The organism is Plastoroseomonas hellenica, from assembly GCF_018129085.1.
GTDB classification, from domain to species: domain Bacteria; phylum Pseudomonadota; class Alphaproteobacteria; order Acetobacterales; family Acetobacteraceae; genus Plastoroseomonas; species Plastoroseomonas hellenica.
This window is the reverse complement of record NZ_JAAGBB010000010.1, coordinates 119,950-141,998: the sequence shown is the minus strand read 5'-3', so window position 1 is coordinate 141,998 and position 22,049 is coordinate 119,950. Positions and strand designations below refer to the sequence as shown.

General features: G+C 66.8%; 14 protein-coding genes. 6 read left to right on the top strand and 8 right to left on the bottom strand.

Annotation, left to right across the window (positions count from 1 at the left end; translation table 11 throughout):
• Positions 1 to 23 precede the first annotated feature (23 nt).
• From treZ to GXW71_RS10455, 4 genes are all read right to left on the bottom strand, one after another.
• Positions 24 to 3,419: a malto-oligosyltrehalose trehalohydrolase gene (gene treZ, locus GXW71_RS10470; RefSeq protein WP_211852437.1), complete on the bottom strand. Its 3,396-nt coding sequence runs from the start codon at positions 3,417 to 3,419 to the stop codon at positions 24 to 26.
• A 388-nt stretch (positions 3,420 to 3,807) separates the two neighbouring features.
• Positions 3,808 to 5,946, bottom strand: coding sequence for a glycogen debranching protein GlgX (gene glgX, locus GXW71_RS10465; protein WP_211852436.1), 2,139 nt, complete (start codon positions 5,944 to 5,946; stop codon positions 3,808 to 3,810).
• Positions 5,947 to 6,085: 139 nt separating this feature from the next.
• Complete coding sequence (locus GXW71_RS10460; protein ID WP_211852435.1) at positions 6,086 to 7,144, bottom strand: zinc-binding metallopeptidase family protein; 1,059 nt, start codon at positions 7,142 to 7,144, stop codon at positions 6,086 to 6,088.
• 143 nt (positions 7,145 to 7,287) lie between these two features.
• Positions 7,288 to 7,488 carry a hypothetical protein gene (locus tag GXW71_RS10455; protein ID WP_211852434.1) on the bottom strand — a complete coding sequence of 67 codons (201 nt, stop codon included), beginning with the start codon at positions 7,486 to 7,488 and terminating at the stop codon, positions 7,288 to 7,290.
• A gap of 558 nt (positions 7,489 to 8,046) precedes the next feature.
• On the opposite strand from GXW71_RS10455, the gene GXW71_RS10450 reads away from it, so the two are divergent.
• Entirely contained in the window at positions 8,047 to 8,400 is a 354-nt protein-coding gene (locus GXW71_RS10450) for a DUF4087 domain-containing protein (RefSeq protein ID WP_211852433.1), read from the top strand.
• A gap of 991 nt (positions 8,401 to 9,391) precedes the next feature.
• Positions 9,392 to 9,616: a hypothetical protein gene (locus tag GXW71_RS10445; RefSeq protein ID WP_211852432.1), complete on the top strand. Its 225-nt coding sequence runs from the start codon at positions 9,392 to 9,394 to the stop codon at positions 9,614 to 9,616.
• A gap of 1,514 nt (positions 9,617 to 11,130) precedes the next feature.
• Here the strand turns inward: GXW71_RS10445 and tehA are convergent.
• Both tehA and GXW71_RS10435 read right to left on the bottom strand, forming a co-directional pair.
• A complete protein-coding gene (gene tehA, locus GXW71_RS10440; RefSeq protein WP_211852431.1) occupies positions 11,131 to 12,132 on the bottom strand; it encodes a dicarboxylate transporter/tellurite-resistance protein TehA in 1,002 nt (333 codons plus the stop codon).
• A 118-nt stretch (positions 12,133 to 12,250) separates the two neighbouring features.
• The gene (locus GXW71_RS10435) at positions 12,251 to 12,868 is read right to left on the bottom strand and encodes an isochorismatase family protein (protein ID WP_211852430.1); all 618 of its coding nucleotides are present in this window, start codon (positions 12,866 to 12,868) and stop codon (positions 12,251 to 12,253) included.
• A 244-nt stretch (positions 12,869 to 13,112) separates the two neighbouring features.
• On the opposite strand from GXW71_RS10435, the gene GXW71_RS10430 reads away from it, so the two are divergent.
• The 3 genes from GXW71_RS10430 to GXW71_RS10420 all read left to right on the top strand — a co-directional run bounded on the left by GXW71_RS10430 (position 13,113) and on the right by GXW71_RS10420 (position 15,746).
• A complete protein-coding gene (locus GXW71_RS10430; protein WP_211852429.1) occupies positions 13,113 to 14,024 on the top strand; it encodes a LysR substrate-binding domain-containing protein in 912 nt (303 codons plus the stop codon).
• Between the two features lie 327 nt (positions 14,025 to 14,351).
• On the top strand, positions 14,352 to 14,774 hold the full coding sequence (locus GXW71_RS35420; RefSeq protein ID WP_367617283.1) for a pirin family protein: 423 nt from the start codon (positions 14,352 to 14,354) through the stop codon (positions 14,772 to 14,774).
• Between the two features lie 27 nt (positions 14,775 to 14,801).
• Positions 14,802 to 15,746 (top strand): alpha/beta hydrolase, encoded by a 945-nt coding sequence (locus GXW71_RS10420; RefSeq protein ID WP_211852427.1) that lies wholly within the window; start codon positions 14,802 to 14,804, stop codon positions 15,744 to 15,746.
• Between the two features lie 259 nt (positions 15,747 to 16,005).
• Here GXW71_RS10420 and GXW71_RS10415 read toward each other — a convergent pair whose 3' ends face one another.
• On the bottom strand, positions 16,006 to 17,787 hold the full coding sequence (locus GXW71_RS10415; protein WP_211852426.1) for an SLC13 family permease: 1,782 nt from the start codon (positions 17,785 to 17,787) through the stop codon (positions 16,006 to 16,008).
• A gap of 643 nt (positions 17,788 to 18,430) precedes the next feature.
• Between GXW71_RS10415 and GXW71_RS10410 the strand changes: the two genes are divergently transcribed.
• Positions 18,431 to 19,459 carry a Bug family tripartite tricarboxylate transporter substrate binding protein gene (locus GXW71_RS10410; protein WP_211852425.1) on the top strand — a complete coding sequence of 343 codons (1,029 nt, stop codon included), beginning with the start codon at positions 18,431 to 18,433 and terminating at the stop codon, positions 19,457 to 19,459.
• Between the two features lie 251 nt (positions 19,460 to 19,710).
• Here the strand turns inward: GXW71_RS10410 and GXW71_RS10405 are convergent, their stop codons facing one another.
• Positions 19,711 to 20,268, bottom strand: coding sequence for a helix-turn-helix domain-containing protein (locus tag GXW71_RS10405; RefSeq protein ID WP_211852424.1), 558 nt, complete (start codon positions 20,266 to 20,268; stop codon positions 19,711 to 19,713).
• Positions 20,269 to 22,049 lie beyond the last annotated feature (1,781 nt).

Below are 22,049 nucleotides of genomic sequence, written 5' to 3'. Positions count from 1 at the left end.
CGGACTGGCCGACCTCTCCCCGCTCATTCCGCCGGAACTCCCTCGACGGACCAGCGAACAGTCCAAGGACCGAATGCGCCGCCTTCGGCCACCTTGCCCTCGCACCAAAGGATGTGGCCGGCGGCCGGGGGGAAGCCTTGCACCGACATGTTCGACAGGTTGGCAGCAAGCACCAGCGCCGAGGCACCATCATTCAGCGGCCAACGCAGGACGACCGCTGAATCGCCAACCACCTCGTGGCGGCCGCCGCAGCCGATACGCGCGATGAGCGGGACAAGCTCCGCTTGCCGCATGGCGAGTATTGCGCGGTACCAGGCGAGCCAGTCACCATGCCCAGGTTGCTGGATGTCGTCCCAGCGGAGCTTGGCTGCGACGAACGTTTCCGGTGCGGTCGGATCCGGGATGTGCTCTCGGGTCGCGGGGTCATGGAACTCCGGGAACCGCGCGAATTCTTCGCGCCGCCCTTTGCGAACGGCCTCGGCCAAGTCCGGTCCGAAGTCGCAGAAGAATGGGAAGGGCTGTGCCGCAGCCCATTCCTCACCCATGAACAGCATCGGGACTTGCGGCAGCAGCAGGTACACCGCTGCGACTGCCCGCACCGCCTCCGCCGCCGCGAAGGCGGTCAGCCGGTCGCCGAAGGCGCGATTGCCGACCTGGTCGTGGTTTTGGATGAAGGCGACGAAGGCACTTGGCGGAAGATGGGCACTCGGTTCTCCGCGCGGATGGCCCCGGAACGGCATCAGCTCGCCCTGAAAGGCAAATCCCTCACCGAGCGCCCGGCCGAGCTTCTCCGTATCGCCGTGATAGTCGGCATAGTAGCCCTGCGTTTCGCCACTCGCTGCGGTGTGCAGCACGTGGTGAACATCGTCGTTCCACTGCGCAGTATACCACCGCGGATGACCATACGCGCGGACCAGGCGATGCGCCTCGTTCTCCTCATTTTCCAGGATCAGATGAACCTGCCGCCCAGGTGCGGATGCCCGAACGCGCTCTGCCAATTCCTCCAGCAGGTGCTTCGGGCCATCATCGAGGATGGCATGCACCGCATCCAGCCGTAGACCGTCGAGATGGAACTCCTCGATCCAGTAAAGCGCATTGTGGACGAGATACTCCCGGACCGGGCCGGCGCCGACGGCGTCCGTGTTGATCGCGGCCCCCCAGGGGGTCTTGTGCCGATCGGTGAAACTCTGCGGCGCGATCGCGTGAAGGTAGGCGCCCTCTGGTCCGAAGTGGTTGTAGACGACGTCGAGCAAGACCATCAGACCGCGGGCATGAGCGGCTCCAACCAGCGCCTTGAGGTCGTCCGGCCGCCCATAGCTTCCATCCGGCGCATAGGGGAGCACGCCGTCGTAGCCCCAGTTCCGCCGTCCTGGAAAATCGGAGACCGGCATCAGCTGAATGGCGGTGACGCCGAGCGCGACCAGATGATCGAGTTTGCTGATGACCGCGGCAAAGGTCCCCTCTGCGGTGAAGGCGCCGACATGCAGCTCGTAGACGACCGCCTCTTCCCACGGTCTCCCCGTCCAGCTCGTGTCGCGCCAGACGTGCGTGGCCGGATCCACCACCTCACTGGGGCCATGCACATCTTCCGGCTGATAACGCGAGGCGGGATCAGGGACGCGCAGCCCGCCCGGCAAAACAAACCGGTAGCGCGTGCCCGCGCGCGCCTGCCTCGTCACCAGCTCGTGCCAGCCTTCGCCGGCTGGCTGCATGCGCACCGGATCCGCGCCGTCGAGCTCCAGGCCGATCTCTGCATGAGGTGGTGCCCAGAGCCGGAACCGCACGCATCCGTCCGGCAGGATCTCGGCGCCGAAGGGCATGCGGTGCGCACGTGTCGTCATCACCACCGTGTCGCCATCGAGCAAGGCGAGAACGCCGCGCAGCGGGATGCCGACCCAGTCCGGCCGGTTGGCAAGCTCGTAGGCAATCTCATAAAGCGCCTTCTCCAGCATGAAAAAGCGAACCACTCGTTCGGCCTGCGCGCGGTCGTCGGGACAACTGGCAGCGCTGCGCGCCACCGCGAGGTATGCCTCGAGATACGCTCGCACCGCCGCAGCCTCCCAGGCCGCGAGACGCGACTCAGCTGCCACGCGCTGATGCGCCGGCAATGCGCGACCAGCCGCCGCGGCGGCGTAGGCGATGGAGCGCAGCATGCCGGACACGTCGCGCAACGCGGCGTGCTTGGCGCGCCGCTCCGCCAAGGGCCGCAGCGGCTCCCCCTCGAAGTCGACGATCACGGCGTCGCCGTCGGTGACCAGGACCTGACCAAGGTGGTAGTCCCCGTGATGCCGCGTCTTCGAAAATGCCGGCACGTCACGCAGCGTTGCGTGCAAGCGCTCCAGGACCTCATCTCGGCGCCCCAGCAGAGCGTCGGCGAGGTGCCGCACCTCTCCAGCGAGCTGCGACCTTCCCGCGGCGAGGCCGTCGAGGGCACGACCGGCCATCGCCGCCGCGGCCGCGATCCAGCCGCCGACGTCCGCCGCTTGCACCGGCTCCGGCTGAAAGGCCGGGTCAGTGGTCTCAACGCAGAACGCGCGGTGCATCTCGGCCGTCCTCCGGCCAAGCCGCTCAAGCCACGCGGTCGCCTCCCGCAGCATGCCTCCGCCATCACCATCCATGGCCATCGCGCGGCCAAGGCGCTCGACGAGCCAGGCCCAGCCATCGCCCTCATTGGGAACAAAGGACTGCAGGACCGACAGGGTGAGGGGCCCGGCGCCGGCGGAGCCGTCAAGCTCCACCCAGCCGAGCGTGTCCGGTGTGGCGGAAAATCCGGCCTCTGTGGTGAGAAAGCGTCCGACCTCCAACTCCGGATGAACGCCTTGCTCCAGCTTGCGAATCACCTTCAGGATCGCAGTCTCACCGATCCGGATCGAGGTGTTCGATTGCTCCGCGCTCCCGCGGCGAACGGCCCAGCCGCCCGGCGCATCCAGTCGGGCGCGCGCGAGACGCTCCGTTCGCCCGGCGCGCAGCCGTACCGGGCCGGCGGCATCCCCGCTGCCGCTTAGCCCTGCCTCGATCCACGCACGGACAAATGCATCCACGGAAAAGGCTTCAACCAGCCGCAGCTCGCCGGCGATCTGCCCACCGTCGGCCGGCACGCGGGCGATCACCTGCGTCGACGCAGCATCATCCGCCGACACCACGGCGAGTGGCACGAACAGCGCGATCGGCTCCCGATCGGGCGGGGTCGCGCGCCAGACGGCGATGGCAGCCGGGACATCACCGGGAACCGCGAAGGGGATGAGGGCCGAGAGGGTGACCGCCGGGTGCCCAGCGTCCTTGGCCGGGTACCAGCGCTGACGCAGCAAAAACTCTGGCAGCGCGGCCTTCGCAATCTCCTCCAGCCCGGCCGGCCATGCCTCAGCAGCTCTGTGGTGGTCGACGCCCGAGTTAGCGGTGGAGTCAGCGGAAGGTGGCACGGGAGACCTGTGGAGCTGGGAGGCAGACGCCAAACAGCCGGCGGCGCAGGACGTTGCACGTCGTCCTCAGTATTTTCCGAGGTCAATCGGAAGAACAGGGAGGTGAGGGGCTGTATTGCTCAAGTTGCTCACCGTATAGCGATAAGGGCTGACCACAGTCTCGTCGGCCACATAGCGCGCAAGCAATAAGGCGCGCCACCGCATGTCGCACCATGGCGCGGCCCACACCAGAGGCGGAATGCCCCGAGCTCCTTCGGCCAATGTCCGCAGGGCACATCTTGAGCGCCCTGCGGAGCGCCAGGAACCGACCACCGCGAAGCGCGGCCGGCAGCGGCACATTCCTGGCAAGCCGAAGTCGGAGGCGAGGGCGCGCCCGCAGGCGCGCGGGTCAGCTGCTGCCCGGAGTGAGGGCGAAGAGCAACAGCGACCGCCCGGTCGCCACATAGGAGCCGCCGAACTCGAATGCTGCGCCATCCGCTGCTGGGTCATTGGTATCGAGCCGGAGCACCCAGCCTGTACCGCCGGGGGAGGGCGGCAGCTTTACCTCGACCCCATCATGATGGGCGTTCACCACCAGCAGCAGCGTCGCATCCATCCCACGGCGGACGATCCCGGTCGCCTGAGCCCGGCCATCCACCATCATGCCGAAGCAGCGCATCGCCCCATCGTTCCATGCATCCTGCGACAGCTCGGTGCCGTCGGCGCTCATCCAGGTGACGTCTTTCACATCGAGGTCGGCATTGTGCTCGCCGGTGAAGAAGCGCGACCGGCGGAGCACGGCATATTCCTGACGCAGTGCGGTAAGCTTCTGCACGAAGCGGATCAGCGCCTGGCCCTTCGCGCCAATGTCCCAGTTGAACCAGCTGATCTCGTTGTCCTGGCAATAGGCGTTGTTGTTGCCGTTCTGCGTGCGGCCAAATTCATCGCCAGCCAGCAACATCGGCGTGCCCTGGGCCAAAAGCAGAGTCGAGAGCATGTTGCGGATCTGCCGCTCGCGAAGTGCGTTGATCGTGGGGTCGTCGGTCGGACCCTCGAACCCGCAATTCCAGGACCGGTTGTCGGAATGGCCGTCCTTGTTGCCCTCGCCATTGGCCTCGTTGTGCTTGTCGTTGTAGGTGACGGTGTCATTCAGCGTGAAGCCGTCATGCGCCGTGATGAAGTTCACGCTCGCCCAGGGCTTGCGGCCACGATGGTTGAACTTGTCGCCCGAGCCGGTGAGCCGCGGCGCCAGCTCGGACGGCAGTGCATCGCCTTTCCAAAAGGCCCGCGTCGTATCCCGGAAGGTGTCATTCCACTCCGCCCAGCCCGGGGGAAATCCGCCCACCTGGTAGCCGCCCGGTCCGCAATCCCATGGCTCCGCCACCAGCTTCACGATCCGCAGCAGCGGATCCTGCTGGCAGGCCTTGAGGAAGCCGGACTGCGTGTCAAAGCCGTCCGGCTCGCGCGCCAGAATGGTGCCGAGGTCGAAGCGGAAGCCATCGACATGCATCTCGCTCACCCAGTAACGCAGGCTGTCGGTCACCATCTGTATGACGCGCGGGTGGGAGAGGTTCACCGTGTTTCCGGTGCCGGTGTCGTTGATGTAGTAGCGCTTCTGCTCCGGCAGCAGGCGGTAGTAGCTGGCGTTGTCGATGCCCTTGAAGCTGAGCGTGGCGCCGCGCTCGTTGCCCTCGGCCGTGTGGTTGTACACCACGTCGAGGATCACCTCGAGCCCGGCATCGTGGAAGCGCGCCACCATCTCCTTGAACTCCCGCAGGCTGTTCGGCACGTCAGCCGCGTAGCGGGGATCGGGGGCGAAGAAGCCGATGGAATTGTACCCCCAGTAATTGCGGAGGCCCTTCTCGAGCAGGTAGTCATCATCGAGGAAGGTGTGGATCGGCAGCAGCTCCACCGAGGTGACACCGATCGACTTGATGTGGTCGATCACAGCCTTGGTGCCGAGGCCCGCATAGGTGCCGCGCAGTGGCTCCGGCACCCCAGGATGCAGCTTGGTGAAGCCCTTGACGTGGGTCTCATAGAAGACCGTGCGTGGCCAGGGAATGGCGGCCCGGCTGGGCTCTCCCTTCCAGTCGAATTCCGGGTCGACCACGACGCACTTCGGCATGAAAGGTGCGCTGTCACGCTCGTCGAAGCTGAGGTCGTCGCCCTCTGCGCCGATCGTATAACCGAAGACAGCCGGATCCCACGTGATCCCACCGGCGTGGGCGCGGGCGTAGGGATCGAGCAGCAGCTTGTTCGGATTGAAGCGATGGCCCTGGTCCGGCTCATAGGGTCCGTGGACGCGGAAGCCGTAGTAAGCGCCAGGGCCGACTTCCGGCACATAGCCGTGGAACACCTCGTCCGTATACTCCGGCAGGGTGAAGCGCCCGATCTCGGTCTTCCCGCCGCCGTCGAACAGGCAGACTTCCACCTTTGTGGCATTGGCCGAGAACAAGGCGAAGTTCGTTCCCCCGCCATCCCACGTGGCGCCCAGGGGATGCGGGCTGCCCTCGCGGACAGCCTGCTTCAGCACGGGTGTGACATTCATTGCATCGAGCTCCGACATGAAGGGGCGACCACCAGTGCAGGCCTGGGGAACCTCAGGACACGTGTCCCCGACGCGGGCGACAAACATGCCGGCGCCGTCGCCCCGACGGCTGTGCCCGGACGGGTGCCTCTGGCCACGCTCATCGCTGCTCGCGGACCACGGTGTGAATGTATTCGAGCTTTGCTATCGCCGCTGGAGGAAGCACGAACGGATAAAGGTCCGGCTGCCCCATGGAACGGTTCAGGCAGTTCACCGCATATGTCAGCGGCAGCCAGGCATCGATCAATGTCTGAAAGCCGCGCGCCCGGTGCGGATCAAAGTCGACCTCCGTCTCCATCGCAGGCGCTTCGGCGACCTCCGGGCTGATCCGCACTCCGAAGGCGCCGGCCATCTCCAGCGTATCGACGATGTGCAGGTAGTGCGCCCAGCTCTCCGCCCAGTCCTCCCACGGATGCATCGTCGCATAGGCGCTGACGAACCGATCCTGCCAGTCCGCCGTCGGCCCCGTCTGGTGGTGGCGCTGAAGCGCCTCGCCGTAGTCTGCTCGCTCGTCGCCGAACAGATGTCGAAACTCATCGAGCCGACCTCGATCGCGGATCAGCCGATCCCAGTAGTAATGGCCAACCTCATGGCGGAAATGGCCGAGCAGGGTCCGGTATGGCTCTCCCATCGCCGTTCGGACTCGTTCCCGCTCGGCGTCGCCGGCCTCCGTCAGTGAGAAGGTGATCACCCCATTGTCGTGCCCCGTCATCACTTTGGGCGCACTGCGATCGGGCGGGTCCGCCAGAATGTCAAAGACAAGAGGCTCTGCATCACCGCTGTCGGGCGATGGCGTCGGAAGTCGTAGCTTGAGCAGGGAATAGAACAGCCGACGCTTCGCCTCCTCCACCTTCCGCCAGAGGGCGAGGCGCTCGGGATCGGAAAGGTCGGGGATCACCCGATTATGCCGGCAAGCAAGGCAGAGGCACTCGATCGCGCCCGCCTCGACCATCCAGTTGCAGGCGCGCTTCTCCCAATTGACGCAAAAGCGGTAGGAGGCACCCGGATCGGCCATGGCCCGCCAGGTCTCGCCGTCAGGCTCGACGGCGCTCAGCGCGCCGCGCTCGGGCAGATAGCCGAGCGCGCACGCGCATCTCTCGCAGCGGGTGTTCTCGAAATAGAGCACCTGAGCGCAGTTCTGACACTTGAAGAGCTGCATGGGGGCGGGCTCGCATTGGGCAGCCCAGGAACACCGGGGGCGTCGGGAGGTTGCCGCGCGCGCGCCCGAGGCCGGCCAGAGCGATGACTGCAATCCGGTTTGGGAGGTGCGATCCGACGTCATCCCCTGTCGTCTGGGACACGCTAGCTCCGTGCGGCATAGCGGCGCGGCGCTTGCCACCGCCACGCGCCCACCCGGTCAGTGGTCTCATTCGCGATGCCGATGAGTATCGTCGCCGCGGCGACCACCGGCTGCGGGTTCGTGCGATGCAGCAGGGCCCAGCTCATCGGCCAGCCAGAGTTGGCTGTGCCGAAGCTGCCGATGAAGGCAGCGGGCATGCCCATCGGGGTCGGCGGTCCTGTCACCCATCGCCCGGACCTGCCGGGACCGAAGCGGCAGCTCGACAGACGAGCGCTTCCTGAATCCGCCGGCCGCCGGCGCCGGCAAGAACTGCTTGCGGGGGAACGAGGGCGCCGGACGGTCCTCGAGGCCGCGCTAGGTTGGCGGAAACGGCTCCGCCTCCGGCGCCACGACGCTCCAGTGCTTTGCGTTGGCGGCCAGATTCACGGCGCGGGCGATTTCGCCTCCGGCGATCAGCTCTGATCCAATCGCGCGGCGCGGAAGACCACTGAGCCGGAGAGACTGCTCTGCGATGTTTCTCGATCATCGCAGCGCCACTCGCCTCTGCCCGGCCCGGGATCGGTCAAGGTTGTCACGCCGACTTTCCACACCTGCCGCAAGCCACGCGCTATTCTCCCGGGCGCGTGCCTGCCGCTGAAGCGATGCCCCCCCGAGTGCTTCGGCGGAACCATGGGATTCGTTATGCGCGCCGCCGATGCCGGTACGCTGCGCCACCTCGGCGATATGGCGATGCTATAGGCCGATCCTGAGGAGCGACCATCGTGATCCATGCCCTGCGGCTCACCCTGCCCCTGCTCCTGCTGACCGCAGCAGCGGAGGCCGCCGAGCGGCGCTGCGGCTGGTACGACAATCCGACCCCCGGCAACCACTGGCTGACCGACCGTGACGGCCAATGGGTGCTTTTGAGCCAGGGCATGGAGCCCCCGGAAGGCATGGAGGGCATGCGCGACATGACGGCGGCGGGCTGGGTCGCCACCAACGGATCATACGGCTACGGCTGCGCCTGCGTGACCCTGGAGGCCGACCGCGTCACCCGCCGCGTCACCCGAATCCTGGCCGGCGAGTCGCTACCGCTCACCCGCTGCCGTGCCGACCGTAGCCTGCCAGGGCGATAAGCCCGTCGCCGCCCTGTTTCGCGCAACCGGAAGCCCGGAGCTGGTCGGCGCCTTCGTCACCGGCGCCGCCGATCCGGCGTTGCGGAGGCAGGTGGTGCGACGCCGGCGGATTAAGCGCGCTGGGCCGAACATGTCTGCGGCATGGCCTGCCTGCGCATGGCGCTCGCGGCGCGCGGTGTCACGTCACGCCCCTCGCACTGATGCGCTGCGCTCGCGCTCGGGGGCTATGTGGAACCGATGACTGCGGCATGCGCGCCTAATCTATGCCCGGCCGCCCACATGCGTGACCGGCGCCGATATCCTGGAACTGCTTCTGGCGCGACACCAAACAAACGGTGGATTATCGGGGGAGCGCCTTGTGCGCGCCGGGCCGCGCCGCCAGCTCCGGCAGCGCGTGAGGAGCGCGCCATTCGGGCCTGCGCCGAGATTGCAAAATGACCACCAAGCCGCGGGCGGCCTCAGGGCGCTCCGTTCCGAGCAAATCCGCATCGCCGGCGCCCGATGATCCTCTCAGATCCGACCACCGCACCCCGCGCTGCAGCGCCAGGGCGGCGCACCATTGCCCGAGCCGACTATCGCATCCCTCAGTAAAATGGCGGGGCGAGAAGCGCCGTCCACCGCATCTCGAAACGCGGTGCCAAACGTCTCAACGAGCTTTTGTGCGACCCCAAATAGCCACGTCGGCGCGCACGGGGAGACGACCGCATACTCGCCGGCCAAGTTGCTCGTGCCGAAACGCCGTCCCTCCGCCCGCATGCTTCAATCCGAGCGCAGTCGCCGACGCCGACGCAACTTGCTGGTCGCGCGACCGTTGGTTGCGCGGCGAAACACGCGGAAGATGGCACCTCGCCAGCAAGGGCAGCTCGTTCAGCTTCCGCCAGAGGAACGTGTCATGCAGGGCTTACCTGTGGCATCCCGCAACTCGGCGTCGGACGTGGCAATCCGAATTCGGAATCATCTGGGAACCGTTGGAGCGGTCCCGGGCGAGAATGTGGAGCTCGACGACGTCCTGAGGGGGCTGCCGGAATTCTCCGGCCCGGAGGTGATGGCGGGCATCAATCAAGGCGTTCTCCAGGGCTGGTGGTGGAACGCACCGATGCGCCGCATCCGTCCCACCGACGCCGGGATTGCCGCGGACTTGGCCGCGCACCACGACGGCCGGACTTCCCGCACACCCCGACGCAATACCGCTGCACCTCCCATGAGCCCGGCCTAAAGCCGCATCTGCGCAGCGTCCGCGTCTATGCCTACTGTGGAAGGTCTGGAAGGCACCGCTTGCATTTCCCAGCGGCCTTCCTCAGGCGTCCCGCCAGCACCCTCTGCTGTCCGCAGCAGCGCGCCAAGGAGCATGGCTTGCGCTGTGCGGAGAGGGTTGTGCTGGAGCCATGGATCAGCAGGGGACACCGGACGCGTCGTGTGCAGAAGATGCCACGAGGTAGCGAGGCGTTCCGCCGCTGTCGACAGAAGCTCTGTGTCGAAGGCGCGAGATTCAGTTGTTCGCTTTCGAAGACGGTGGAGAAAGGCACGGCACTCGCGAAGCGCAGCTTCTCCGTGCAACTCAACCCCTGACAGTTCGTACTTCTAGTCTGTGTCCAGACATGGTCCCTCGTATACAAACCGCAAGGGCTTGCCGCCGGGATGGCGCCGCCGTACTTGACTTTTCGCTTGGGCGGCAAGAGCCCGACGGCCAAGCGCCTACCCGGCGTTCGACGCGTGCCCACAGCTTTCAGGCATCTCCCTTACAGGGGCATGGCCCGCGGACGCTCGCGGCACCGCTACTGGCCGCCTGAAAGGCGCTCGCGCGATCGGGTGCCCGCGGGCGATTCCGAGGACGGCCACTAGGCGTCGTCGCGTGCGCCCAATGCAGTCCATACGAGGCAGCGCTCGGCCACAATGATCTCCCACCATCCCGCGTCCTCTCCGAAGCAAATCGCAGCGGCAATGTCACTGTTTAAGACAGCGGAGAAACGATGGGAGGCGAGATGGCGGAGAATGTCGGCCAATCCCACTTCGGCTTCTATGGGCGTGGGGCGACTCCGCAGAAAATTCCGAATGTCTGCTGCAAGTTCGTACGTCACAATGTCTGCGGGCGCCGCACTGGTTGCCATCGCAATTCCCTACTACTTTCGGACGGTCGAATGCCGTCCGTACCACTGAATTGAAGGGTCCTCAGAAAAAATCCGGCTGATAAGCATGAGCGTAGGGCAACGTGTGCAGGCCTGACGCAGAGTCTGAAAAGCCGGCCTCGCTGCTGCCCCTGCTCGTCAGCCCTATGCAGTCGCCGCCGTCATGCAAGCGGCTATGAGCCTCTGCACCTGACCGGCAGGGGTCCTTTCAGCCTGCCAAGTCTCCCCTGGCGCACCAGCACCCGCCGCTACAGGTCGGTCACCGCCTCCTGAGCGGCCTGCCCGCGCGACTTCGGTGAGCTGGAAAGCCTTGCGACGGCATGGGCCCAGCACGCCGCTTCGGCCGTCCATCCAGCGTCCACCAGCTGCGCGTGCGCTTTCACCAGCCGATGCGCCGCAACGGCCAGGCGAGCTGAAGCGGCTGGGAAAACCGCGCGGCTGCAGACGGTGCGCAACGCCTGGTTCGAGGCACCTGACTCGCCGATCAGCAGCGCCTCTGCCAGGAGATCCAGGAGGAGGTCTGGCGCTGCCCAGGGCGCAGCCAAACCGTGACCAGGTCGGCCTTGGTCAGGCCCGCGACTGTATGGTCTGGCTTACCTTGAAGTCAGGGGGATGCTGCGGCTCCAGGGTCGGCCGATGGCGCCGGCGGCAGCAGCCTACCCAGCAGGAGGAGCCGTATGGTGCCCGCGGCGACGCCGAGAACGATGAGGTTCGCGAGAGCGAACAGAGAGGGGGCGATAGACGCAAGCGCATTCGCCTGGCTGTCGGTCGACAGCCGAATCGCCGCGCCGGCCAGTGCCGTCGCGCCGAAGGTGAAGGCCCAATAGGATGGCCCGAAAGGCTGCTCGGCGATCCAGCGGCCCATGCGCGCCAGCAGCAGCCCCTGAAGCAGCGCGTAGCCGATGAGCATGTGCGCAAACACATCGGCAGGGCCGCCGCTGATCGAAACGTAGCACACCGCGCCGACCGCAGGCGGTGCGAGCTGAATGCCCAGCGTGGGCCGGAGCGGCGGTGCCAAGGGCGATGCCGTGTAGAGCCGGTGCAGCAAGACGGATTCGATCGCCAGCCAGGCGAAGAAGCCCGCCCCAAACGCCAGCTCCCCCCAATGCCGCCAGCCGAGTGCGGTGGCTACGGTGCCCGTCACGAACCCGCCAGCGACCGTCGGCAGATACAGAACGGGGGTATTGCTGGCTGGATCACGATCACCGCGCCAAAGGATGCCCGTGCGCCACAGGCCGAAAGCAACCGTAAATCCGGCGCCGAGCAGGAACAGCGCGACGGCGGCCGTGCGGGAATATGGCAGCGCTCCCTGGGCTATGAGCAGCGTCGCGACGCCGCCCAGGCCAATGAAGCAGCATTGGACGGCGTGTCCGGCCTCCTCCTTTGCCAGCGCCGGAACGGCAGCCCATTTGAGCGCATAAAGAATTGCGACGGCGAGCCAGGTGAGAAACGCGACGGCGTAAAGCGCTTCCCCAATTGCCGCCGGGAGCGCCCAGACTTCGTGCGCCCCCCGCCAGTCGCTGGCGAGCCCGGCGAGCCCGAGCACCATCGCGAAGAAGGATGCCGGCACGCGTGGCAAAGCTTGCAGTCCCCTGGCTTTAAGCATGGTCACCCCTTCACGGACGAAGCACCTGCGCGCACTCTGCCGCATTGTCATCCAGCCAGAGACGAAAGGTCACTCAGCTCGGCCCTCCGGCCGCAGGGCCGAGCCGATCAATGGCCGCTTACTTGCCGTGCGCCCTGGCGATCTGGCCGACGAGCGTGGCCCAGGGCATGTCAAGCGCGTCGTAAACGGCGCCGGCCTCCGGCCGCCCGTTGTCCTTGAGCATTTCGACCATCAGTGTCGCGTAGTCGGACAGGATGACGCCGGCCTGCTGCATACGCAGCAGCCCGACCTGGCGCTTGGTCTCGCTGAATGTGCCCGATGCGTCGACTGCCACATACGCGTCTAGCCCACGTGCCGCGGCGGTCATGGCTGGGAAGGCGGCGCAGACCTCGAGCGAGATGCCGGCGAAGATCAGCTTCTTGCGGCTGGTCGCCTCGATAGCGTTCGCGACACGCGCATCGTCATAGGCGTTCACCGTCGAACGATCGATGATCTCGATGCCGGGGAGGGCGTCGACGAGCTCGGGGAACGTCGGGCCCCACATGCTGTCGCGCGCCGTTGTGGTGACGACGATCGGCAGATCGAGTGCTTTGGCCGCTTTGGCGAGCGCCACCACGTTGTGCTTCAGCTCTCCGGTCGAATAGTCCCGGACCCCGGTCATCAGGCCGATCTGATGGTCGACGAGAACGACCGCGGTGTTGGCAGTGGTGAGCGGTTCATAGGCGCGGTTGGCCATTGCGACCTCCTGTGGAATGGAATTGCGTTCGGCCGAGAAGAGCGGGAGGAGAAGTATTCAGCAGCCGCGCCAGGGCCCCGGCGGATCGGACTTGACCGTCTTCTTTCCGCGGTTCCCTTCCCACTTGAGCGGTCGGCGCGCGCCCGTTCTTCGACGCGACGGAGGATTAGCCGCTGGACTGCCGGTGCAAAAAGCCCGCAAAACGGCAACTCAGCGTCCGACGGATTGGACGATGGGATCGCGCATGCTGGATCTGAATGATTTCTTCTATTTCGTGCAGGTGGTCGACCGCGGAGGTTTCACGGCCGCGGGCCGCAGCCTGCGCATCTCGAAATCGACGCTCAGCCACCGCATCCAGGAGCTCGAGAACAACCTCGGCGTCCGGCTGCTCAACCGGACATCACGCCGCTTCGGGATGACGGATGCAGGCGAAGACTTCTATAGCCATGCCGTGGCGATGCTGCGCGAGGCCGAGCGAGCGGAGACGACGATCCGTCACCGGCTAACGGATCCGATCGGCACGGTGCGATGCACCTCCGGCGTAGCGACGATGCAGTTTGCTATGTCCGACATCATCGCCGATTTTCTCGTCCAGTACCCGAAGGTGAACATCGTCGCGCATGCGACCGATCGCACGGTCGATATCGTCGGCGAGAATTACGACCTTGCCGTTCGCGCGCATTCGGATCCGCTCCCCGATTCGAACCTCGTCCAGCGGACTCTGGCGCCAGCGCCTTGGTATCTCTTCGCTGGATCGGCGTATCTAGAAGCCCACGGCACGCCTGAGAGTCCTCAGGACCTGCAAAGCCATCCCTCGCTTTTCATGATGCGGACCGGCATTGCTCCAGTCTGGCGGCTTCGCCACGCGCGCCAGGCGCGGGATGAAGTCGTTATGCCGCTTATCCCGAGGCTGCTCAGCGACGACATGATTGGACTGCAGCAATCGGCGATCAAAGGCCTCGGGGTGGTCGCGCTGCCGGGCTACATCTGCCGCGCGGCGGTCAGGTCTGGCGCCCTGCGGCGCGTGCTCCCGGACTGGCTCGCCGGCGATTCCACGCTCACCGCGCTCATTCCTTACCGGCAGGGCCTGCTCCCCTCCGTGCGCGCCTTCCTCGATCATCTGGCGGCGGAATTCCCGAAGACCGTCTTGATGTAGTTATCAGCCGGCTCGCCCCCAGCTCCGCCTTTAGTCGCACGGGACGGCCTGCGCGGTCGGTGGCTCTTCGCAGCTTGTCCAACAGCCCGAACGCTGCGTCCGGGAACTGCCACCTTTTCGAGCTTTGCTCTCGGCCAATACATTGTCAGCAAGCGAGGCGTCACCCGTGGTTCCGAGCGACGCACGCGGCAGTAGAGATGAGGAAATCAGGCCTTCCGCCATGCAGAGCTTGACGTATTGTGCGCCCGCACCGCGCAAAGCACGGTGGTTCTTATCCGCAAGAGATTTCCCCGAGACGATTTTCGGCGGAGGCCGCATCCGTTGTTGATGGTGGACCACTGCGTGATTACAGCTCCGCTCTTCGAGCCGCATCTCCACACCTCCATCTCGGCCGTCACGGCGATATTCGAGGATTCGGAGGGCGCTTTCGTGGACCGCGACACGCTCGGCCATAGCGTCGCCCTGAGGCCGAGCGACCTGTACTGGCTGGCGCTCGCTAGCGGCGCTACCCACGAGGAACGGCCGGAGGATGGGGCGCGCACGCATGCGCTGCAGACCCCAAGCATGGCCACTGGTGATGTCAACGGCGGGCGAGGTTCGGCAAACGCTGGCCGGCTAAGCGGAGCGCCGCTTCGGCTGAGGCAGCGCTGGGCCATGGAAGTCTCGCCGCGCACGGTCCGAGCGCCGAGCCGAGGCGGAGCTTGCCAAACGGCTGTGCGAGCTCCCTGGCAAAGAACGCACCGCGCCTGATCGCGCGGCCCGGAGCGGAGAACAGCCATGTCGCTTTTCGAAGACCTCAACACTGACCCAGCCGAAACCGAGGTCATCAGGATCACGGCCGATGAGCGCGCACGCGAAGCCGCACTGCGCGAACGCTTTGCCAGCTTTTGGAAATCGGCGAGCGGAGAGCCTCGGGTGATCTACGACGCGTTCATCGCCGCAACGCCTCTGGCGACAGAGGTGACGCTCGATGCGGTCGAGGAGGATGGCGTCCGGGGATGGTGGGTGCGGCCCACACACGCCCATCCGGCTCAGGCGATCCTCTACATCCATGGCGGCGGATATGGGCTCGGGTCTGCCCGGGCCTATCGCGGCTTCGTCAGTCAGATCGTCAGCCGCACACAGGTGCCGGCCCTCGCCATTGACTATCCGCTGGCCCCGGAAGCGTCGCTGCCGGCAGCGCCCGTGGCCGCTCTCACCGCGTGGCGGTGGTTGGTCAATCAGCGCTGCAACCAGATCGCAGTCGTCGGCGATTCAGCGGGCGGCGGCCTGACGCTGGTCACCCTCGCGGAACTTGGCAGGCGCACCGTAGGTCCGGCGCCGATCGCCGGGGTGGTTTTCTCGCCCTGGGCCGACCTAGCCTTCACGGGCGCGTCAATGACAGATTCGGCAGTGACAGACCCGCTGATCACCCATGACTACCTGCAGGATTGCGCTCGAAAGTACCTGGGGAACGTCGGCCCGACCGATCCGCTTGCGTCGCCGCTCTTCGGGGAGTTCCGGGGATTGCCGCCGCTCCTGATCCAGGTCGGGACCGACGAGCGCCTGCTCGACGACGCTCGGCAATTCGCCAAGCGCGCCGCGCAAGCCGGCGTTCGTGTCCGTTGCGAGGTTTGGGAAGGCATGCATCACGTCTTCCAGCTCGACGTGGCACATCTCGAAAGCAGCCGCGCCGCGCTCGATCGCACCGCGCGGTTCCTTCGCGGTGCCTTCAACGCTTGATCGCCGCGAATTTCAGGCTGGTGACCTCGAGAGGCGGACGATTGTCATGGCCCCGGGCCAACTTTGAACAGCACTTTCGACGTCGTCACTGTGGGTAGCGGCCCCGCGGGCGCGGTGCTCGCAAGCCGACTGGGCGCGGGTCGAGCCAGACGCCCCTCCTGACTGAAGCGGGGCGCGCCCAAGCCCCGGCCGACTTTTCATAGTGGCCGCATGAGTGTTCTGCCTTCCAAATCCGCGCCATCGTCGAGGGCGGCAGCAGCTAGCGGAGCGGCCAGACGATCGGGATCATGAGGGTCGCGACCGCGACCACGATGACCGAGAGCGGCAGGCCGAGGCGCCAGTAGTCGCCGAAGCGGTAGCCGCCGGGACCCAGCACCAGCGTGTTGCACTGGTGCCCGATCGGCGTGAGGAAATCGCAGGCGCAGCCGATCGCGACCGCCATCAGGAAGGGATCGGGCTTCAGCCCGATCCGCACCGCGAGGTCGGCGGCGATCGGCGCCATGATCAGCGCCGTCGCGGCGTTGTTGAGGAAGGGCGTCAGCGCCATGGCGACGACGATCACCAGCGCCAGGGCGCCGGCTGCCGGAAGCTGGCCCGCCACCTGTGCCAGGCCGCCGGCGATGAGCTGCGCGCCGCCGGTGCCGGCGACCGCGTCGCTGACCGGGATCAGGCAGGCGAGCAGCACCAGGATCGGGGCATCGATCGCCTCATAGGCTTCCTGGAGGGTCAGCACGCCGCAGAGCACGGTGAGCACCGCGGCGCCGAAGAAGGCGGGTGCGACTGGCAGGATGCCGAAGCCGACCAGCGCCATGGTCGCCGCGAGCAGCACCAGCGGCAGGATGTCCCGCCGCTTCTGGCCGAGGCCGGTGCCGCGATCGACCAGCGGCAGGCATTCCAGCGCGCGCAGCGCTTCCGTCATCGACCCGGCCGGACCTTGGAGCGCGAGCACGTCGCCCGCCCGGATGCGCACCTGGCGCAGCCGGGCGCCGATCCTCTCCCCGCGCCGCGCCACGGCCAGCAGGTTCAGCCCATGCGCTTCGCGCAGGCGCAGCTCGCTGGCGGTGCGGCCGACCAGGGCGGATTCGGGCATCACCACCGCTTCGACCAGGCCGACCTCCTCGGTCGGCAGGTCCTTGGCCGGGCCTTGGTTGGCGCCGGCCAGTTCGAGCTTCGCTTCCGCGACGAGATCGGTCAGGCGATGCGGGTCGCCTTGAAGGATGAGGGTGTCCCCCGCGAAGAGCCGCCAGGCCCCGCTCGGCGCGTAGCGACGCCCGCCTTCGCGCAGCAGCGCGACGGCGACGATCTCGCCTTCCGCCAGCGCTTCCAGCTCCGCCACGGTCTTGCCGGCCATCGGGCTGCCTTCGGGCACCCGCGCTTCGGACATGTAGGGCCCGACTTCGAAGGCTTCGGCGGCGCTCGGCTGGCCTTGCCGGTCGCGCGGCAGCAGGCGCCAGCCGAAGGCGAGGAACAGGAGAGCAGCGGCGGCGATGGCGAGGCCGACCGGCGCGAAATCGAACATCGCGAAGGGTTCGCCGGTGATCTCCTGCCGCACGCGGGAGACCAGGATATTGGGCGAGGTGCCGACCAGGGTGACGAGGCCGCCGACCAGCGAGCCGAAGGCCATGGGCATGAGCAGCGCGGCGACCGGCGTATCGCTGCGGCGGGCGACCTGGACGGCCATGGGCAGGAAGATCGCCAGCGCGCCGATGTTCTTCATCAGCGCCGAGAGCACGGTCACGCCGGCGGTCAGCGCCGCGACCCGCGCGCCGGTGCTGGTGAGCCAGGGTTCCGCATGGCGGACGGCGCGGCCGATCAGCCCGGATTTCCCGATGCCGGCGCTGATGACGAGCGCGGAGGCGACGATGACGACGACCTGGTCGCTGAAGCCCTTGAAGGCATCCGCCACCGGCACGACGCCGCAGGCGAGTGCGGCCACCAGCGCCAGCAGCGCGACGAGGTCGTAGCGGAACCTGTCCCAGACGAAGAGGGCGAGGGCGATGCCGAGGATGGAGAACACCAGGAGTTGGTCGAGCGTCGGCACCGGCACAGCCTTGGAGATGGCCGGGGGTAACGTTGCGCGCTCGGCGCAGGTTGCCGCAACGCGGGCCGCTGCGCTGGCCTATGCGGCCGATTGCGCCACTCCTTGGCGCTCCACCCGCGGCTAAGGTCACGTTGAAGCGGCGAGGAGCACAGCAGGTTCGGCTTGAACCCCGAGGCCTTCACCATCGCCCGCCGCTGGCTTCGCAGGATGGGCTAAGTGGGTAGAGCCGATCGGCGTCGCGATTGCCGCGGAGCTGAAAGCAGGGGCGGCCGAGGCGTCGCATTTGCTCCGCGATGAACAAGCCGGTCGAGAAGTTCTTCCAGGCGCCGTGCTAGCAGTCGCCAGCGATCAGACGTCCTCCTCCAGCGCGAGGGGACCATCGCCGGGGAGATCCGCCCGAGACTGCAGGCCAGCTAACGGCTGTCGAGAGGGATGTCTGCTGCGGGTAGGACTTCACCCGGGCAAGCTATGGTTTGGTGGCCTGCCGGCCACCAGACGGACAAGGTGCGGCGCTGGCGGGCCGGCGGTTCATCCCACCCGAAAATCAACGAGACCCTGCATCCGCCCGGACGGCTGATGTGGCCTTTACCCATTCTGCCGTAGTTTGTGGGAAACAGCGCGTGGCGCTCTGGATCGGGGCGAGTTGGCGCCGCGGATCCTTAGCGACAACAAGGGGAGGCAAGCATTCATGTCTAGGCTGACGCGCCGCACGACACTGTCCTTGCTCACGGCCGGCGCCGCATCCGGGTTGCCCCGGCCAGCCTCTGCCGTGACCTGGCCTGAGCGCCCAGTCACTGTCGTCGTTCCTTTCCCGCCCGGCGGGAGCAACGACGTCATCACCCGCATGTTCGGGCAGTCGTTGAGCCGGAGCCTGGGCCAGCCTTTCGTCATCGACAACCGGGCTGGAGCGAATGGCAATATCGGCGCCTCCTCGGTCAACCGCGCGGCGCCGGACGGGTATACGCTGCTGGCGTCCGGCAACGGCCAGAACGCGATGAATCACGGGCTCTACCGCCAGATGCCCTATGATTCGCGCAGCGGCTTCACCCATGTCGTGCGCCTAGCCTCGCTGCCCAACGCGATCGTCGCGGGACTGGACTTCCCGGCGCGAAGCGTTGCCGATTTCATCGCCATGGCGAAGGCAGCGCCAGGCTCAGTGACATTCGCGAGCCCCGGATCCGGCTCCTCCGGCCACCTCGCCATGGCGATGCTGCAGCATGCTGCGGGTATCGAGCTTCTGCACGTGCCCTATCGCGGCGCCGCGCCCGCCATAACCGACCTTCTCGCCGGGCAGGTGCCGGTCGCGATCATCAATGTCGACATCGCGCTGCCGCATGTGCGTGCGGGAAAGCTGCGCGTCGTGGCGGTGACAAGCGAGCAGCGCAGTCCGCTCTATGCCGACGCACCGACCATCGCTGAATCCGGCTTTCCTGGCTTCTCCGCGATCGGCTGGCTAGGTCTTTCCGGTCCCGCGGGCCTCCCAGCCGAGATCGTAGCGCGCCTGAACGGCGCCGCGCTGGAAGCCATGGCGTCCCCGCAGATCCAAGAGCGCTTTGCCGCGAGCGGCTACGTCATGGCCGGCGGCTCGCCGCAGGAATACGCGGCTTTCATCGGCAGCGAGATCGACAAATGGGGCACGCTGATCCGCCAGATCGGCATTTCCTTGGAGTAAAGTTCCGCGAAGTATTGGATTGCGACGCCTCCGATTGCGGCGCCGATGACGGTGGCGACCCAATCAGGAACGGCTGCTGCGACTGGGCGGACGGTGTCGCAGCCAGGCGCACCGCCTTATGAAGCGGCGCCTCCCGGCCTCCGCGGCGGCACAGAAAGGTTCGGCGCACCCACTTCCGTGTTGACCTTCAAGGGGCCAGGAACGGCGTCCCGGCAGGCAAGCCATCGCTGCCGCGGAAGCGTGGACGCGCATCAGTCCTGGCGAACCGCGCCGCGCTTGGTTGCGGTTGCCGGCTTTTTTCCGCGCCGCAACGGAGCGTTGGCGGACTCCCTGGGTACAGCGGCTTTCTTCGCCGGCTGACCGCCACTCAGCTCCGACTGGGCTCTCTCCACAAGCTGATCGTCTTGCGCGGTTGCCGGCGAGATCCAGACATTGGGGCCCAGCAGATGGTAGGGCTGCACTAGCACGTCAGCCGGGATGCGCCACTCGCGGTTGAGTTTGAAAACCTCATCCAGCGTCAGCCGGCGCTTTCGATGCAATACTTCGGTCGCTCGCGAGCGGGAGCCGAATAGCGCGGCTAGCTCGTTCTCTGAGCGGCCGGCCTGCTCCATGTAGCCGCGCACGGCGTCAATGGGATCGGCGGCGTCAATCACCCAGCGCTTCGCCTCGTAGGCTTGGAACAGGGCGGAGAGCACGTCGAACCGGTCAGCCTCCGGCGTCCCCGGCGCAGGCTCACGGTCGAAATCCTGCTTAACCTCGGCCAGCGCCCAATCGTAATCGGCTTCACTGCGGAAAGGGCGAACGTCCATTAGACCGTCTCCGGGTTGATAGCGTCATACTCGTTGTGGGCGGATCTCGGTTGGGGTGATGCTGCTCGGGGTGCTGCCCCCGCGGCAAAGCCGATCAAAGCCATCGTCACGGCCGTCGCTTTCCGCGCGGGCAGCTGGCGCTTGCTCGAGCGGATGCGGTGAGCCGTCTGAGGTGTCGAAAAGGTGCCCGCCACGCGGGGAACCATGCGCGGCGGGCCAAGTCGGTGCTGCTCCCAGCAGCGGCCGAACAACGAAGCATGAGCTTGGCAGTTTCATGCGGCTCGGCTTGCCGGCCCGGATCAGCGGTAAGCCGAGCAGAGGCGGCATCTCAGCGTGGCTGGGCACCTGGCGAACATCCGCTAGTCCGAGGCTTCGGCCCTAGTCGACCGCCACGAAGGCTGCGGCGGACCGGACCATCGAGCCCGTATTCACGATCGATGTCTTCTGCGCGTAAAAGCGCCAGCGGTGATGCGCAAACACCCCCATGATCGCGATTCGGTCCCGCATGCTGTCGTACTCGAAGTTGTTGCGGAATTGAGTCGGAGCGCCGTTGCGACATATGCCTTCCTCATCCGGGTTTGCGGATCCGTGAGCAAGTTCATCACATCCGGCACGGTAGAGGCATGCCTCGGTACTCCCAAAGGTAGAGTCGGGAGGCTAATGTTCGCGCGCCGAAATCTAAAATCATCGACTCGTTACGTCGGAGACCGTACACGCTCGGGATCGCGGGCACCCGGCCAATTCAGCGTCATCCGGGACATCCGCCTCGATCCCGTGCGAGATGCGGCCGATGGCCCGTGCTTGCGGTTGGCGGCCCAACACCATCCCGACCCGCACCTCTTCGCCGGCGAGACAGGTTTTCGAGCATTGGCGTGGCGCCTCCGCGCGCAAGTCGTCGAAGGTTCCACGGTGTCGTCGGCGATGCGCGGGATGGTGGGACGAAGTTTCGCGGCGCCGCGTCACCCGCCGGCGCGCAGTGAAACGGAGAGCCGAATCCGCGTGCCTTTGGACGATCCCAAGCCGATCTCGGTCCGGTCGCCCGCGCCAAGGTCACCAGGATTTCGCCGCCCTCGCCCGGCTCGGTGCTCAGCCCGCGATCGACGCCGCGGCTGACGCATCCGCACGCCTCGCAGGGCCTACGTCATCATCACGCTGCGACGCCAATCGCGACACGCTCACCGGTCCGACCCGCGCTGAAGTCCCGGCGTGTCTGGCATTTATCGTCGATAGAACGACGTGGCGATCTCGGTCTCACGACCCGGTCGTCCCTCCTTACGGACATACGCGCCCGTTTCCAGCCACTGGTGTCTTCCGGGATCGCTAGATCGGCCAAGCCGTGCCTCTAGGCCGACGTGGCGTATGCGCCGCGGGCGGCCCGCGTGGGCACCGGGGCCGCCCACGACCCCGCACGGGCGGCCGCTTGTTTGAAGACGGCCCAGGCTGCGGTACGGGTCCTCTCAGGAGCCTGTGCGATGCAGCCCGAGACCCGAGCCGCGGACACGGTGTACCGGGTCACCTGGCGCTCGGGGCGATGGAGGCAGCTATCGCGGCGTGGTTTGGCTCGGGGACTGGCTTGTATCTCTCTCCGCCGGGCTGCCTGAGGTCGGCGCGCTCCCTGGCGTCGTGTTCCCCGTCGACGGCGGCTGAGTAGTCCCCAAGCCCTGAATCGTCGGAGGCACGCTTGGCCCCCCCGGGGGCGGCACAGGCGCCGTCGTGCCGGTTTGCGTCTGAGTAGGCGCGTCGCGCGGCGCCACATTCGGCGGTGCTGCCTGCTGCGCGGC